At 62.0% G+C, this 15,269-nt stretch carries 13 protein-coding genes; 4 read left to right on the forward strand and 9 right to left on the reverse strand.

Annotated elements, in window-relative coordinates; genetic code table 11:
* The first annotated feature begins 52 nt into the window (after positions 1–52).
* A complete protein-coding gene (locus tag A9K66_RS05030) occupies positions 53–1,252 on the forward strand; it encodes an ROK family protein (RefSeq protein ID WP_067320474.1) in 1,200 nt (399 codons plus the stop codon).
* A 218-nt stretch (positions 1,253–1,470) separates the two neighbouring features.
* Here A9K66_RS05030 and A9K66_RS05035 read toward each other — a convergent pair whose 3' ends face one another.
* From A9K66_RS05035 to A9K66_RS05055, 5 genes are all read right to left on the reverse strand, one after another.
* On the reverse strand, positions 1,471–1,932 hold the full coding sequence (locus tag A9K66_RS05035) for a phasin (RefSeq protein ID WP_067320477.1): 462 nt from the start codon (positions 1,930–1,932) through the stop codon (positions 1,471–1,473).
* 365 nt (positions 1,933–2,297) lie between these two features.
* Entirely contained in the window at positions 2,298–3,575 is a 1,278-nt protein-coding gene (gene otnK / locus A9K66_RS05040) for a 3-oxo-tetronate kinase (RefSeq protein WP_067320480.1), read from the reverse strand.
* Positions 3,572–4,381 carry a 2-oxo-tetronate isomerase gene (gene otnI, locus A9K66_RS05045; RefSeq protein ID WP_067320483.1) on the reverse strand — a complete coding sequence of 270 codons (810 nt, stop codon included), beginning with the start codon at positions 4,379–4,381 and terminating at the stop codon, positions 3,572–3,574. The genes otnK and otnI overlap by 4 nt, the downstream gene beginning before the upstream one ends.
* Positions 4,382–4,409: 28 nt before the next feature.
* Positions 4,410–5,369, reverse strand: a complete 960-nt coding sequence (ltnD, locus tag A9K66_RS05050; protein WP_067320485.1) for an L-threonate dehydrogenase — start codon at positions 5,367–5,369, stop codon at positions 4,410–4,412.
* A gap of 32 nt (positions 5,370–5,401) precedes the next feature.
* Positions 5,402–6,715: an MFS transporter gene (locus A9K66_RS05055; RefSeq protein WP_067320488.1), complete on the reverse strand. Its 1,314-nt coding sequence runs from the start codon at positions 6,713–6,715 to the stop codon at positions 5,402–5,404.
* A 220-nt stretch (positions 6,716–6,935) separates the two neighbouring features.
* On the opposite strand from A9K66_RS05055, the gene A9K66_RS05060 reads away from it, so the two are divergent.
* Complete coding sequence (locus A9K66_RS05060; protein ID WP_067320491.1) at positions 6,936–7,937, forward strand: LacI family DNA-binding transcriptional regulator; 1,002 nt, start codon at positions 6,936–6,938, stop codon at positions 7,935–7,937.
* Entirely contained in the window at positions 7,934–8,599 is a 666-nt protein-coding gene (locus A9K66_RS05065; protein WP_067320494.1) for an aldolase, read from the forward strand. Before A9K66_RS05060 ends, A9K66_RS05065 begins: the two co-directional genes overlap by 4 nt.
* Before the next feature lie 181 nt (positions 8,600–8,780).
* Here the strand turns inward: A9K66_RS05065 and A9K66_RS05070 are convergent, their stop codons facing one another.
* On the reverse strand, positions 8,781–9,299 hold the full coding sequence (locus A9K66_RS05070) for a MarR family transcriptional regulator (RefSeq protein ID WP_067320497.1): 519 nt from the start codon (positions 9,297–9,299) through the stop codon (positions 8,781–8,783).
* Between the two features lie 146 nt (positions 9,300–9,445).
* On the opposite strand from A9K66_RS05070, the gene A9K66_RS05075 reads away from it, so the two are divergent.
* Positions 9,446–11,185 (forward strand): hypothetical protein, encoded by a 1,740-nt coding sequence (locus A9K66_RS05075; protein WP_197507452.1) that lies wholly within the window; start codon positions 9,446–9,448, stop codon positions 11,183–11,185.
* A gap of 194 nt (positions 11,186–11,379) precedes the next feature.
* Here A9K66_RS05075 and A9K66_RS05080 read toward each other — a convergent pair whose 3' ends face one another.
* The 3 genes from A9K66_RS05080 to dctP are packed head-to-tail and all read right to left on the reverse strand — an operon-like array spanning position 11,380 to position 15,033.
* Entirely contained in the window at positions 11,380–12,750 is a 1,371-nt protein-coding gene (locus A9K66_RS05080) for a TRAP transporter large permease subunit (protein WP_067320502.1), read from the reverse strand.
* Positions 12,751–12,753: 3 nt separating this feature from the next.
* On the reverse strand, positions 12,754–13,854 hold the full coding sequence (locus A9K66_RS30045) for a TRAP transporter small permease subunit (protein ID WP_067320504.1): 1,101 nt from the start codon (positions 13,852–13,854) through the stop codon (positions 12,754–12,756).
* Positions 13,855–13,914: 60 nt separating this feature from the next.
* Positions 13,915–15,033, reverse strand: coding sequence for a TRAP transporter substrate-binding protein DctP (gene dctP / locus A9K66_RS05090; RefSeq protein ID WP_067320507.1), 1,119 nt, complete (start codon positions 15,031–15,033; stop codon positions 13,915–13,917).
* Positions 15,034–15,269 lie beyond the last annotated feature (236 nt).

Raw genomic sequence — 15,269 nt, forward strand, 5'->3', positions numbered from 1 at the left:
TGGATGTCAGCATGGTCAATACTTAATTTACAAAATTAATTATGAGGCAGGAATGAAGCTCAAAGGCGATCAGCAAACGGCCCGCGCGATCAACCGGCGGCTGATCCTGAACCTGCTGCGAAGGCAAGGTGCTATAAGCCGCGCCGAAATCGCCTCTGTTACGGGCCTCAGCCCCGCGGCCGTGACGTTCGTCGTGTCTGAATTGCTCGAGGAAAATATTCTGGTGGAAGGGGAGGCGAGTCTTGGCGCGCCGGGACGTCGACCTATCCCGATCAACATAAACTACGCCGGCAGGCTTGTGGCCGGGCTCAAGCTGAAGGTAGGCGGCATCGATTGTGTGCTGACCGATCTTGCCACGACTCCACTTGTTACGAAGCAGGTCGTTGTCCCCGATCTGTCGCCACAAAGTACGGTGGAGGCCTGCGCCTCGGCAGTCGAGGAGCTGGTTTCCGACCGCAGGGCACCGACAGGCGCCCAGCTCAGCGGGATCGGCATCGCTGTACCAGGCGTCATCGATAACGGTGTCTGCCGGTTGAGCCACCGGTTCAATTGGGCCGATGTGCCGATCGCTGCGATGCTTGCCGAACGCGTGCGCGTACCCGTCTGGGCGGACGACGACACCAACGCATTTGCGCTCGCGCAACAATTGTTCGGACTTGGCCGGCATCATCGCACCGTCGGGGCCCTGGCCATCGGGGCCGGCATCAGCTGCGCGGTGGTCATCGATGGCTCTGTCCATCACGGCGCGAATGGCGCCGCGGGCAAGATGGGTCACTCGACATACGATCCGAACGGGCCGCCATGCGAGTGTGGCAGGCGCGGTTGCCTGCAGACCTTCTTCTCGGAACCGGCCCTGGTGCGGCGATGGAAGGAGGCCAGGCGACTCGCTGGTGAAGTGACGCGCCACGACATGCTGAACGCGGCCAAGACTGGAGACCGGGCAGCCATAGACCTGCTGCAGGAGGCAGGCGAGGGGATTGGACGATACCTGGGCGGTTTCTGCAATATCATCGATCCGGAAGTGATTGTCGGCGGGGGCGAAGCCGTCACCTTTGGCGACTATCTGTTCGGGCCAATGCGCGATGCATTGAAGCGTTATGCCATGTGGAACCCGCCACCGATTACACCCGATTGGGCAGACGATTCCTGGGCGCGCGGCGCCGCGGCGCTTGCGACCCAAAGGCTCTTCGACTTCGAAAGCAGCCCCGGAGAAATCGCCGGCACTGGGCTGCAACGATCAATGGTCAAGTAGCTGCAGGACCAAAGCGGCGTCCTCGTCCCGATTTCGGGCCTTCGTCACTGCGGGCCTATTCCGTAGCCAACTGTTTGGAAAAGCGATGCTTGGCCGATAGTTGCGATTTGTGCAAAGGACGCCGGCCGAATGGAAGAAGACCGGCGCGAGTGTGCCGGTCTTGATGTCGTAACGAGCAGAGGAGGTCGGCGACCTCCGGTCCCGGATTGCCTGAGCAGTCAAGCAGCCTTGAGGTTCTTCAAAGCCTTTTCGAAGGCATCCTTGATCGGCTTGGATACGTCTTCGGTGGCTCTCAACATCACCGCCTGCAGGGTCTTGGCTTGCTCGACGGAAGTGTCGATCTGTTTGTTCACGAAAGCGGCCTGCAGCTCGAAGAACTCGGATGGCGACTTCATGGCGGCCAGTGCTTCGAGGTGAGCGAAGCCGGCTTCGGCATTGGCTCGCAGAGCTGCGATCGTCTTCAGCGACGCCTCGTTGCGGATGGTCTTGGCCACCTCAAGGGTCGACTCAAGAGCCTTTTGAGTCGTCTCGGCGTTCGATTCCAATTTGGAAAATGCTTCCTTCGCCTGCTCAACGCCCTGTTCGGCGACAGCGCGGACCTGCTCGGTAACCTTGTACGGCTCGTAAGTAGCGGATTCCGCGTTTTCGATCGTTTCGGTCTTGCCGGGGATCTTGGACATTTTCCATCCTTTTCCAGAGAGTGGCATTACACAAAGCCCCCTGTTTCATCTACGAAATCGACACAACGGATTTATGAAGGGGAGAATTGTCGCTCGAGGGCACCACTGCGGCGGCCGGCGCGCTGCCGGCAGCGATCGGTGCCAACGTGGAAGGGCAAAAGCCTGAACTGCCCGTGCGGGCCGGAGGCAGCCTGGGGTGCCAAACGCGGCCATCAGGCCGAGCGCGATCTTGGCTGTCGTCATTCGGCAGGTCCGCCGGCCGAAATTGAGCATCACCTTCTTAGGAGCGCCTCTTCGGAATCCATCGCTGCCATTCGACCCTGGCGCGACCTTCTCAGTTGTCCTTGTACAGCCAAGACTCCGTCTCATGCCAAAACGGCCAAGGCGTCGGCGAAGAAACGGTCGCCGCCGAAATTGCCTGACTTTAGGGCAAGCAGCAGCTCGCCGTGCGGGCTGCCGAGTGCACGCAGCGCTGGGACACCCGCGGCGATTTCGGGGCCCAACTCGAAGGCGGGAATGGCAAGCTGGTCCACGACGGCGCCGGACGTCTCGCCTCCCGCCACGACCAACCTGCGCACGCCGAGTTCGACCAGACCTTCGGCGATGGTCGCCAACGACTGCTCGATCGCTTGACCGGCAGCGTCACGTCCATGCCGCGCCTGCAGCGCCGAAACCACCTCGGGCGATCCGCTGCTGGCGATGAGGACGGGGCCATCGGCCAAGCGGGCGGCGGCCCAGGCGAGCGCACGGTGCGTCTCCGCCACTCCGCTCATCAGCCTTTCCGGATCGAGCCTCAGCACGGGCATCGTCTCTTCGGCGCGGGCAATCTGCGTCAGTGTCGCCCGCGAACAGCTGCCAGCGAGGCACGCCGCAGGCCCCTCGACCGGCCGGTCCCGCAGCACCGTCCGTTGATGGCGCCGCGCGGTGCCGGCGGCGACCAGGCCGCGGGCGAGACCCAGTCCCAGGCCGGACGCTCCGACCGACAGGCGTTGTGCCAAGGCTGCCGCGCCGATCGCTTCAAGATCGCTCTCGAAGACGGCGTCGGCGATTGCCGCTCCGGCTCCATCTTGGGAAAGCGCCGCGTTGCGCGCGCGGATCGCGTCTGCGCCGCGCGCGACCGTCGCGAGGTCGATCGACCCGACCGCTGCCATGCTCTGCCGGGCGAGTACGCGCACCAGATTGGCATCGCGCATGGGATTGAGCGGGTGATCCTTGAGCGGACTCTCGTTGAGCGGCACCGCGCCGACGAAAAGATTCCCCTGGTAGACGGTTCGGCCGGTTTCCGGAAAGGCCGGCGTCACCAAAACCGATTTCTCATCCACGTCGTGACGCAAGGCGTCCAGCACCGGGCCGATATTGCCGGCATCGGTGGAATCGAAGGTCGAGCAGATCTTGTACATCACATGCGCTGCCCCGCGGGCGCGCAGCCATTGGTCGGCCGCGCGAGCGCGCTCCACCGCCTGCGCTGCCGCAACCGAACGGATCTTGAGCGAGACGACAACCGCGTCGACCTCGGGAAGATCGAGACCTGCGGCCGGAATGCCGATGGTTTGAACCGTGCGAAGACCTTCCTTGGCGAGCGTGTTGGCCAGGTCGGACGCGCCTGTGTAGTCGTCCGCAATTGCGCCGAGGGCGAGGCTCATGGCGAAACTCCGATGCCAGCCTGGGGAAGGGGCTCGCCGGCAAAGGGGGCGAACCAGCCGAGCCCCTCAAGTGTCGTGCCGCTGGGCCGATATTCGCAACCGACGAAACCATCATAGCCCAGCCCGTCCAGTTCCGCGAAGATGAACCGGTCGTTGAGCTCTTCCGAAGTCGGCTCATGGCGGGAGGGCACGCTTGCTATCTGGACATGGCCAATGATCGGCAGCAGCCGGCGCAACGCCATGACGACATCGCCATGCAGGATCTGGCGGTGGTAGACATCGAACTGCAGCTTGAGGTTGGGCAGCGCCAGTTCTCCGATGAGCTGTTCGGCAAAGTCGAAGTCATTGAGGAAATAGCCCGGCATGTCGCGACCATTGATCGGTTCGATCACCAGATCGATGCCGCGATCGGCAAGCTTGCCGGCGGTCCAGAGGATCGCTTTGCGATAGGCATCCATGGCCGCCCTGTCCCCGCGAGCGGCGAGCCCCGACATCAAATGCAGGCGCTTCACGCCCGTGGCCTCCGCGTAGGGAAGGGCAGATGCCACGGCGGCCTGAAGCTCGGCGAACCGATCGGGCAAGGCGGCCAGTCCTCGCTCGCCGGCGGCCCAATCGCCAGGCGGCAAATTGAACAGAGCCTGGGTCAAACCGTATCTGCGAAGGCGCTCGCCGATCACCTCGGGCGTTTGCTCGTAAGGAAACAGGAATTCGACCGCACGGAAGCCGGCATCGGCGGCCGCCTGGAACCGATCCAGGAACGGCCACTCGCTGAACATCATTGTCAGGTTGGCGGCAAAGCGGGGCATGGGCGATCCAGTCTTCCTCAGGCCGATGTCAGGCCGGTTGGCTAGGTTTGCGGGTTGTAGGCAGTTCGGTGCCGGTGATCTTTGCGTAGAGCCGGGCGACGGATGCGTCGTCGTCCCGGCCCATTCCAGCCGCCGAGGTCGCCAGGAACATCTGTAGCGCGGCTGCGGCCACCGGCACCGGGAATTTGGCGCTGCGGGCCATATCCTGAATGATGCCGAGGTCCTTGACGAAGATGTCGACCGCGCTGCGCGGTGTGTAGTCGCCGTCCAGCACGTGCGGCACCCGGTTCTCGAACATCCACGAATTGCCTGCGGAGGCAGTTATCACCTCGTAGACCTTGCGGATGTCCAGCCCTTGCCGGGCGGCAAATGCGATGGCTTCGCTGGCCGCCGCGATATGCACGCCAGCAAGCAACTGGTTGATCATCTTGAAGGCTGCACCAACGCCCGGCTCGTCACCGAGTTCATAGACGTTGGCGGCTATTGCATCCAGTGCCGGCCGCGCTCTGGCGAAGGCGGCAGGGCTGCCGGAGGCCAGAATGGTGAGCGCACCCTCGGCGGCGCGCACCGACCCGCCGCTGATCGGCGCGTCGAGATAGAGCCGTCCCGTCGCTTCGAGCGGCGTGGCAAGGCGGCGCACCGCATCGGGATCGATCGTGGCCGAGGAGACGAAAACCGCGCCCTCGGCCATGGTTTCGGCGACGCCGTTCGTACCGAACAGGATGGCCTCCGTTTGCGCGGCGTTGACGACCACCGACACGACGACGTCGGCACCTTCAGCGGCCTCGGCGGGGCTTGCCGCGCCTCGGCCGCCCGCGTCGACGAGCCGGGCGATGGCCGCGGCGTCCACGTCGAAGCCAGCCACTTCAAACCCGGCCCGCCTGAGCGACATGGCCATGCCAAGTCCCATGGAACCGATGCCGATCAGGGCGGCCCGGTTCGTCCTTGCTCCGGCGGGGTTTTCCTTGCTTCGATCATAAACGGTCATCACGGAGATCCTTATTCGAAACGCAATCCGGTTTAGCGATTGACCAGCTTGGGTGGCGTCGTCAGCACCAGGACCGCGCCGAGCACCAGGATTGCGGCGAGCGCATACATGCCGACCTGCGTTGCGCCGGTCAAATCCTTCAGATAGCCGACGAGATACGGGCTAACAAAGCCGGCCAGGTTGCCGACCGAATTGATGAGCGCAATGCCTGCCGCGGCACCTGTCCCGGCGAGAAATGAGGTCGGCAGCGACCAGAACAGCGGCGCACAGGTGATCGCTCCGGCCGCTGCAACGGACAGGAAGGCGATGGCGATCGTCAGATTCGAGCTGGCGGCCGCGACGACGAAACCGACGGCGCCGAGCAGTGCCGGAACGACCAGGTGCCAACGGCGCTCGCGATGCCTGTCAGCGCTGCGGCCGAACAGATTCATGACCACGACGGCACAGATGAAGGGGATCGCGCTGATCAGTCCGATATTGAAGTTTCCGGTGATGCCGGTCGCCTTGACCAGGGTCGGCATCCAGAAGGTCAGCCCGTACTGGCCCATCACGAAGGTGAAGTAGATCAGGCACATCAGCCAAACTCGGCGATCGCGGAAGATACCGGCTACCGAATGCCCACTCTCCTTGTGACGCTCCTCGCGTGCGATCTCCTCTTCCAGGGCCTGCTTTTCCGTTTCGCTCAGCCACTTGGCCTGACGAATGCCGTTGTCGAGGAAGAACAAGACAGCGATGCCGAGAAGGACGGCTGGAACCGCCTCGATAAGAAACATCCATTGCCATCCGGCGAGGCCGTGGGCGCCATCGAACGAATCCATGATCCAGCCGGAAAGAGGATTGCCCAATATGCCTGAGACCGGGATCGCGGACATGAACACCGCGATGATCTTGGCCCGGCGATGCGAGGGATACCAGTAGGTGAGGAAAAGGATGATCCCCGGGTAGAACCCGGCTTCGGCGACGCCCAGCAGAAAGCGCAACAGGTAGAATGTCGGCGCGGACGTGACGAACATGAAGCCAGCTGAGATCAAACCCCAGGTGATCATGATGCGCGCGATCCACATGCGCGCGCCGACCTTGTGAAGAATGACGTTGCTTGGCACCTCGAACAGGAAATAGCCGATGAAGAAGATGCCGGCGCCGAGGCCGTAGACGGTCTCGCTGAAGCCGAGGTCGGCCGACATTTGCAGCTTGGCGAAGCCGATGTTGACGCGGTCGAGATAGGCAACGACGTAGCACAGCATCAGGAACGGCACGATGCGCCAGAAGACCTTGCTGTAGGCGGTTCTCCTCGTTTCGATTTCAGCTACGGCTTGCGCCGGTAGCGCAGGTGTAAGCACGGTCATTGGTTCCTCCCTTGACTGTGAATGGGGTGTCAGCGCGCCCTCCGATAGCGGCTTTGGCAGCGCTTGCGTAACTGGGTAACATGGATTGGCAGCGCTGCCAACGAAAAAGTGGCAGCGCTGCCAACAATCGTTTGAAAAGGTTGCCGCGACATGGCAAAAGAGGATGGACGGAGGCGAGGACGGTCCAGTGCGACGTCGCGCTCCATCAGGGAGATCGAAAGTGGCCGACGGCACGCCGACGGGGACGACGACCCTTACCGATGTCGCACGCGCGGCCGGCGTCGGCGAGAGCACCGCCTCGCGCGTGTTGCGCGGGCACGGTTCATTTTCGGCCAAGACACGCGAGAGCGTCCTCAATGCCGCGAGAAGCCTCGGCTATGTGCCGAACCGCATCGCCGGCACGCTGGCCTCGACCGGCTCCAAGCTGGTCGGGATCGTGATCCCGTCGCTCAGCAACATCGTCTTTCCGGACATGCTGCGCGGCGCCAACACGGTGCTGGTGGGCTCCGGATTCCAGCCTGTCGTCGCGGTGACGGACTACGAACAGGGCCGCGAGGAAACTCTCATCGAGTCGCTGCTTAGCTGGCGTCCGGCGGGTATGATGGTGGCCGGTCTGGAACACACCGAGCGTACCGTGGCCATGCTCAGGCACGCCCGCATCAGGGTCGCCGAACTGCTCGATTCCGATGGCGATGGCATCGACATCGTCGTCGGTTATTCCAACCGCGAGGCGGGAGGCGCGAGCGCGCGTCATCTGGTCTCGCGCGGCTATCGGCGCATCGGCTATGTGGGCCACGATCTCAGCCGCGATCTGCGCGCGGCCAAACGCTTGGCCGGATTTCGCTCGGCGCTCGCAGAGGCAGGCCTTGAAGTCGCCGCGGAAGAAATCATTCCCTCATCTTCGTCGATCGAGGCCGGGCGCGACGGTCTCGGCCGGCTGCTCGGGCGCGCCCCCGATCTCGATGCCGCCTATTTCTCTAACGACGACATGGCGATTGGCGGTTATTTCCATTGCCTTGCCCGCGGCATCGCCATTCCCGGCCGGTTGGCGATTTTCGGCTATAACGGCCTGGACGTCGCACGCGCGGCGCCGCAACCGCTTTCCACCATCCGGACGCCACGCGTCGCGGTCGGAGAGACCGGTGCTCGGCTGGTCTGCTCCGACGGGCCGCCGACGAAGATCGATCTCGGGTTCGAACTGATCGAGGGAGCCACAACATGAGCGAGGCCAAACTTCGCGAAGAGATATGCCGCTTCGGCCGTTCCCTATTCGAGCGCGGGCTGACACCGGGATCATCGGGCAATATCAGTCTGCGGCTCGATGACGGCGGCTGGCTTGTGACGCCGACCAACGCATCGTTGGGCTTTCTCGATCCGGCTCGCCTTGCCAGGCTCGACGCGCAAGGGCAACTCGTCGCGGGCGATGCGCCGACCAAGGAAATCCCCCTGCATACCGCCCTCTACGAGACGCGGGCAGCAGCGCGTGCGATTGTGCACCTGCACTCCACCCATGCGGTGGCCGTCACCATGCTTCCCGAGATCGATCCCAAGTCGGTCCTGCCGCCAATGACGCCGTACTATCTCATGCGCGCCGGACAGACGGCTTTGGTGCCATATTTCCGTCCCGGAGACCCTGCGGTAGCTGATGCAATCAAAGGGCTCGCCGGACGCTACTCTTCGGTGCTGCTCGCCAACCATGGTCCCGTCGTCGCGGGCGAGACGCTCGAGGCAGCGGTATTCGCTACCGAAGAGCTGGAGGAAACGGCAAAGCTCTATCTGCTTCTGCGCGGCCTCAACCCCCGCTACCTGTCACCGGAGCAGGTCAGCGACCTGGTGCGGACTTTTGGGCTCTCGCTGCAGGAGCATGGTGCGCACGACCACTGAGACCCGATTTCGACCTTCGTGAGGCGCTCCTGGATTGCATAGGTTGGGGGGTATTACCTGAGCATGTTGCTAAGGGCGTGCGCTTGTTGAAGATGTCCTGACGGCCGGCAGCCTTACGAGATACAGGGCTGGCTGCTACCGAGTTGCGGTCGAGATTGCTTCTCTCTCGCGCTGTTCGGCACTAGACGTTCCGGCGGCGGGCGGACATTCGCCCCGGACCGTCGCTGTCTATCGGTCGCGTTGCGGTCAGGCCGGCTTCGATGGATCTGAGAAGCTCAAGCGCGGCATTGAGCTTGCGTGTGTCGCCGCCGGCGGCCTCGGATACGGCAGTTGCCCACTCCTTGCGCACCAGGGCGTAATTGTGGGCTCCCCGCCGGGTGCGATGGACGCTGACGCCCCGGCGATCTTGCGGGTCGACATGGCGCTCGATCAGCCCCTTGCCTTCCAGGTCGCGCAGCACGGTGGAAACATTGGTGCGCTGCAGCCCGGTCGCCGTCGCGATCTGGCTGGGCGTTGCGGAAGCGTGCGCAACCAGGTGGCGCATCACCATGCCCTCCGATTGCGACAGCGACAGCGCTTTCTCGTCCCTGTAACCGCGAAACTGAATCTCACGGGCAATGATGAGGATGAGGTCGGCCAGGTCCGCCCAGCGAACAGCCGGGGGAGCTTTGCGTGCGGACGAGTCCGGATCGGTTTCCATAGGGCGGAGTTTACAGACTTCAAGATCTCCTTGCGCTTTACGGCACCGACGAGCCGCTTCCGCAACGGAGGCTTCTTGCCGCCGGACCGCTGACCGCCGTTCTCGAGGACGGCAATCTGCGGACGATCTGTTTTGCCGGCGTGGAGGTGGTTCGGGCGATCAACTATCTTGCGCGCGATGCGTCTTGGGGGACTTACAAGGCCGAACTGTCCAACACGCGCATTTCCGAGGACGGCACTTCGTTCGAGCTTCGCTATGACGGACTCTGCGCCGGCCCGCAGGGACGTTTCGCCTATCGCATGAAGATTCGTGGCGACGCTTCGGGCGAGCTGACCTTGCAAGCGGATGGCGTGGCGCTCACCGATTTCCCCACCAACCGCACCGGTTTCGTGGTGCTTCATCCTTCAGAGGCGGCGGGCAAAAGGCTGACCATCCGGCATAGCGACGGAAGCATCGAGGAGACGACATTTCCCAAATTGATCAGCCCGGACCAGCCTGCCTTCGACATTTCAGCGCTGACGCACGAGCCAGCACCCGGCTTGGTCTGCACCGTCGCCATGGAAGGCGATGCCTTCGAGATGGAGGACCAGCGCAACTGGACGGACGCCTCGTTCAAGACTTATGTGCGGCCGCTCTCAAAGCCCCGACCTTATGTCATCGGCAAAGGTGTGAAGGACATACAGCGCGTCACGGTTTCCGTGCACGCCGAAACATCGGCGCCTGGACCGGCTATCAGCAATACAGCAACCCTGACCCTTGGCGGACCTGCCGGGCGGATCCCGTCGATAGCGCTGTTCGTCGATCCCGACCAACTGCCGGCAGCCATCGCCGGCGCGGCTTCGCTTGGCCCGGTGCCGGAGATCATACTGCGCTTCGACAGCGCGCGCGGGCATGATCAACGCGTGCTGGAAAAGGCAGCCGAGCTTGCGAGCGCGCTTGGCGCCCGGCTGGCGGTCGAGGCGATCTTTGATGCGATCCACCCCGGGGCCGAGGCCCAGGCCCTTGTAGCTATGGTTCGCTTGGCGGGCGTCGAACCGAGCGCCATTCTGGTTTCACCACGGCGCGAATTCAAAACACGCCCCTCACAACATTTGCCCAACGGTGAGCTACCGATTGACGAGATCGTGCAGGCATTGCGGGCTGTCGGTCTCGCTTGCCCGATTGGGGCTGGTACGCCCTCCCTATTCACCGAATTCAACCGCAACCCGCCGACCGGCAATGCGGATTTCGTCTTCTTCGGCAACAGCGCCATCGTGCATGCCGCCGATGAGCAGTCGGTCATGGAAACCCTGACCGTTTATCCTGCAGTCATGGAGACAGCACGGCAATTGTGTCCCGGAAAGCCGATCTGGCTTGGGCCTTGCACGATCGGCTTGCGGCACAATCCCTATGGGGAGGCGGTCACAGCCAATCCCGGAAATAACCGGGTGCCCGCCGCCGGCACCGACCCGCGTCAGCGGGCATTGTTCGGTGCCGCCTTTGCCGTCGGCGTCGCGGCCCGGGCCGCTGAGACAGCCGCTGCGCGGTTGATATTGGCAGCACCGACTGGCCCCTTCGGTCTCTTGAACGAGGACGGCTCCCGACGACCTTTGCAAGCCGTCCATGCCCAAATCGCTGAGGCCGCCGGCGTCGAACGCTATCGGATTTCGAGTGATTGGCCAGGCGTGGCAGCAATTGCCTTTCGTCGCGGCAACACGATCCGCGTGCTGGCGACCCCCATGCCGATCGCGCTATCCTGGGATGCTAAACTGCTCTGCGTTGTAAATGAGGACACGAAGCCGGCGAAACCCCCGCTGACCGCCCATACATTGGGGCCGTACAACTCTGTCGCTCTTCAGTTTGTCCAAACACCAAGTCGACCAGACGGCAGGCCCAGGAAAAGCTGAACGTCAAGATACGCAATCCAAAGCGGGATGTCTCGTCTCCCAGCTATTTGCGTGGGCGGGATGATGGCGCCCGGCAGGAGCATGGAGTGCGCGGACAGGCCTCAAGATCAGCAGCTTCTGCAGGCGAGCGGCGCCTCTGAAGCGCTGAACCTTCGATTGTTGAGTCGGCGTCGAACCGCCAAAGACGTGTGCGGTCAACCGCCTCCGTACATGAGCTTCGGCAGCCAAATGACGATCGAGGGGAACACGATGCACAACCCTACTCCGATTGCCTGCAGGAATAAGAAGGGAACGGCGGATCGGAAGATCGTCGCCATCGATATCTCCGGTGGCGCGACACTCTTCAAGTAAAACAGTGAATAGCCGAACGGTGGGCTCAGGAACGCCATCTGCATGTTGACCATGAAAATGACGCCATACCACAGCGGCACGTCTTCAGGAGCCACACCGGCTAAGCCGAACGTACCGCCGAATTCGAGGGACTTAAGGATGGGCAGAAATATCGGTACGGTGAGAAGGAGAATGCCCACCCAGTCCAGAAACATGCCCAGGACGAACAGGATGATCATCATCAGAACAAGAATGCCGTAAGGCGCGAATCCAGTTCCGAGAATGGATTCGGCGACGAAGTTCTGCCCGCCCTTCAGGATGAAGAAGCCGACGAACATGGTGGCTCCGAAGAATATCCACATCACCATCGCAGTCGCCTTGAGGGTCGCCACGCCGGCTTCCCGGATCGTGTCCCAGGTCAGGCGGCGATGGGCGGCGCAGACGATGAAAGCACCGAATGTGCCGATGCCGGCGGCTTCAACAGGCGTTGCTATGCCAAGGAAGATGACCCCGAGCACAAGCAGGATGAGCAGAATGGGCATGAACGTGCGGCGCAGAAGCCTCAGCTTCTGCCCAAAGCCGATGCGCTCGCTCGGCGGCAAAGCCGGGCCGAGCTTGGGGTTGATGTAGCAGCGCGCCGTGACGTAGACGACATACATCCCCGACAGCAGCAGCCCTGGGAATACCGACCCGATCAAAAGCTCGCCTAACGACTGTTGCGCGACGACGGCGTAGACGATCGCCATCACCGAAGGCGGTATGAGGATGCCAAGCGTTCCTCCGGCGAGCAGCGAGCCGCAGGCGAGCTTTGCGTCGTAGTTGCGGCGGAGCATCGCTGGCAGAGCGATCATGCCCATTGTCACTTCCGTCGCACCGACGACCCCAACCATTGCTGCGAGCAGGGTGCACGAGATTATGGTGGCCGAGGCAAGTCCGCCTTTCAGCCCACCCAGCCATTTATAGACGACGTCAAACAGCTCCTCGATGATGCCCGCTTTCTGAAGGATCGCGGCCATGAAGATAAAAAGCGGCACCGCCGAGAGCTGATAATCCGTCATGAAGGGAAAAATCCGCGACGGCAGCATGTTCAGCATGGCCGCATTACCGAATAAGAAGAGGAAGAGAACGGCGAGGCTGCCCGTGCAGAAGGCCATTGGCAGCCCGAGCAATAAAAGAACGCCCAGTCCGCCGAACATGAGGATGCTCAGCCACAGGATTGGAAGCTCGAGACCCATGGCTTAGCGGAGCCTTCTTGTTGCGGTCGCGATGTCACGCATCAGGCGAGACACGCCTTGAAGCAGCAGCAGCGCGGCGCCAACAGGAATCGCCAGCTTCACCGGCCAATATTGAATACCCCACTCGGTGAAAGAACTCTCGCCCACCGCCATCGCGTCGCTGGCAAAACGCCAGCCGGCAACGAGCATTGTACCCACGAACAGGAAAAAGAATGCCGAGGTGATGATATCGCAGATCGCCCGGCCACGTTCGGAGAGGTGGCTGTACACGATGTCGACCCTGACATGGGTCTCATCGCGATAGGCATAGGCCCCAGCCAGCATGTATTGCATACCGAACATCAAAAACATGCTCTCGTGCACCCAGTTGGTCGGGGAGTTGAAAACGAAGCGGGCGACCACCTCGTAATAGTACGCCATGACCGCGAGGACCGACCAATAGGCGACGAACTCGCCTGTCACTCTTACAAGCCAGTCGACCGGCCTAAATGGCGCAAGAGGCTGTTTGACGGGCGTCGCGGGCACATCGACGACGATCTCATGGTGGGTTGCGGCGCGCCCAGTCTCACGGGCGCGGGCGCGCCGCACAAGACCGGGTATGAGAAGGGCGTCGCCGACAATAATGAGACCGAGCAGAAGTCCCGCAATCCGGCTGATGCTGCTGTCCCACTCGAGCCCGTGAACGGCCGCCGTCAGATTGTTGCGCGCCGCCGCGGCCTCAGCCTCAGCTTTTGCAAGTCGATCGGCAGCCCCCTGCTTGTTGGCTGCCGTATCTGCCTTGGCACGCGGCAACAGTCTCTCGGCGTGCTCGCTCTGGGATCGCGCGAGTGAAACTGCCTCGCGTCCATCGCGCACCTGCGTGCTTGTCCAAAGTACCGCGATGAAGAACGGGATAAAAATGAATCCCCACCTGCTCTTCAGATAGAAGCGGTGCATGCCGAGGAAGCCGGCTGTGACCAGGAACAGATAGGCAAGAAACAGGTTTGGACGGCCGGGATCACGCTGTGCCCGTTCTCGATGGACAAAATGAACGGCGGCCAGCGGAAAGACCGCGAGGGTTAACCAGTAGAGCCAGTGCGGCAGCACAAATGTTAGGGAAGGCATCGGCGAACGCCTGCTGCAGGAGCGAGCGCCCGTCCGGCTCAGGACGGGCGAAAAGAGGGTTCACAGGTTGATGGTCAGCCCCTGGTACATGTCCGGAGTGACATAACCGACTGTCGGGTTCTCCATGACCTCGAGCTGCAACTTGAAGATGCGCGCTGCGTCCTTGTCCTTGTTGGCCCACTCGAACCAGATGGGCACCGCGATTTCCTGGAACTTCTGGAGGTCTTCCGGTCCAAGCCGATTGATTTCAATGCCGGCATCCAGGAATTTTTGCCAAGCCTCCATATCGGCCTTCTGGATCGAGCCGAAATGGGCATTGGAATAGACTTGGATCTCGTCTTCCACGAACTTCTTGAGGTTGTCCGGGAGTTGGTTCCAGACATTCATGTTGACGGCAAAGTCCATCAGGTCGACGGGCTGGTATACGGACATCAGACCGGCTGGACCCATGGAAATGTACTTGGTCACCTGCTGGAAACCGAGGGCCCAGTTTACGGCCGGACCGGTGTAGTCGGCGGCATCGATCGTGCCCTTTTCCAGCGCGGAGAACACCTCGCCGCCCGGCAGCAACGTCGTCTTGGCACCGGCTTTCGCGAAGGTTTCGGCGATCATGCCGCCCGGTACGCGCAGTTTCAGATCCCTAAAATCCTCGATTGAGCGGATCGGTGTCTTTGAGTGGATGATGTTCGGGCCGTGATGAATGCGGTTGACGTAGTAAAGGCCTTGTTTCGCATAAAGGTCGCGCGCGGCCTGCAGACCACCTTTTGAATAGAAAAAGATATCCCATTCGTGCGGATAGCGTAGCCCCAACGTGTAAGAGGACAGGAACGCCGTAGCGGGAAGCTTGCCGGCCCAATAAAGTGAAAACGAGTTCATCGCTTCCAGAACGCCGTTCTTCACCCCGTCGAGGAGTTCGAAGTCACCAACGATATCCTTTGCCTTGAACGGCTGAAATTCGAGTTGGCCTCCGGTTTTTTCCTTGATGGTGCCACACCAGTTTTGGAAGGTTTCAAGTCCGACACCCGCCGGCCACGAGGTTTGGATTTTCCAGGTGATTGCGTCTGCGGCTCCGGCCCTTCGAACCCAGGGCGCGGTGACCGCCGTCGCCGTTAGCCCAGCGACAAGTCCACTCGTCTTCAGAAACTTTCGCCTTGATTGGGAACGCGATTCTCCGTCCATTGCTTTCCTCCCTGTTCGGCAAGCGGGCAAATGATGGGCCCGTCGCCGGTCTCAAATCGCAAAATCAATGACGCAAAGGATGTCCCGTTCTTGTGGGACCAGAGCTGCCTCCTTTTTCGCAGTCGTTTCCAGCCGGATGCCAACGCCACAAACGATAGCGACAGGGACCGGCGCAGCCTGTAAATAACATAACGCGGCGCAATCATTTTCAACCACTGCGCGCCCGATCCATAGTA

It is taken from the genome of Mesorhizobium sp. AA23, from assembly GCF_001672435.1.
In the GTDB taxonomy this organism is placed as follows: Bacteria; Pseudomonadota; Alphaproteobacteria; order Rhizobiales; family Rhizobiaceae; genus Mesorhizobium.

Bases quoted from the DNA above. Each gene is read 5' to 3' on its own strand.
- A9K66_RS30045 (WP_067320504.1), bottom strand. From the start codon at position 13,854: ATGCCTTCCCTAACATTTGTGCTGCCGCACTGGCTCTACTGGTTAACC.
- A9K66_RS05055 (WP_067320488.1), bottom strand. From the start codon at position 6,715: ATGACCGTGCTTACACCTGCGCTACCGGCGCAAGCCGTAGCTGAAATC.
- ltnD (WP_067320485.1), bottom strand. From the start codon at position 5,369: ATGACCGTTTATGATCGAAGCAAGGAAAACCCCGCCGGAGCAAGGACG.
- A9K66_RS05065 (WP_067320494.1), top strand. From the start codon at position 7,934: ATGAGCGAGGCCAAACTTCGCGAAGAGATATGCCGCTTCGGCCGTTCC.
- A9K66_RS05070 (WP_067320497.1), bottom strand. From the start codon at position 9,299: ATGGAAACCGATCCGGACTCGTCCGCACGCAAAGCTCCCCCGGCTGTT.
- A9K66_RS05030 (WP_067320474.1), top strand. From the start codon at position 53: ATGAAGCTCAAAGGCGATCAGCAAACGGCCCGCGCGATCAACCGGCGG.
- A9K66_RS05080 (WP_067320502.1), bottom strand. From the start codon at position 12,750: ATGGGTCTCGAGCTTCCAATCCTGTGGCTGAGCATCCTCATGTTCGGC.
- otnK (WP_067320480.1), bottom strand. From the start codon at position 3,575: ATGAGCCTCGCCCTCGGCGCAATTGCGGACGACTACACAGGCGCGTCC.
- A9K66_RS05035 (WP_067320477.1), bottom strand. From the start codon at position 1,932: ATGTCCAAGATCCCCGGCAAGACCGAAACGATCGAAAACGCGGAATCC.
- otnI (WP_067320483.1), bottom strand. From the start codon at position 4,381: ATGCCCCGCTTTGCCGCCAACCTGACAATGATGTTCAGCGAGTGGCCG.
- dctP (WP_067320507.1), bottom strand. From the start codon at position 15,033: ATGGACGGAGAATCGCGTTCCCAATCAAGGCGAAAGTTTCTGAAGACG.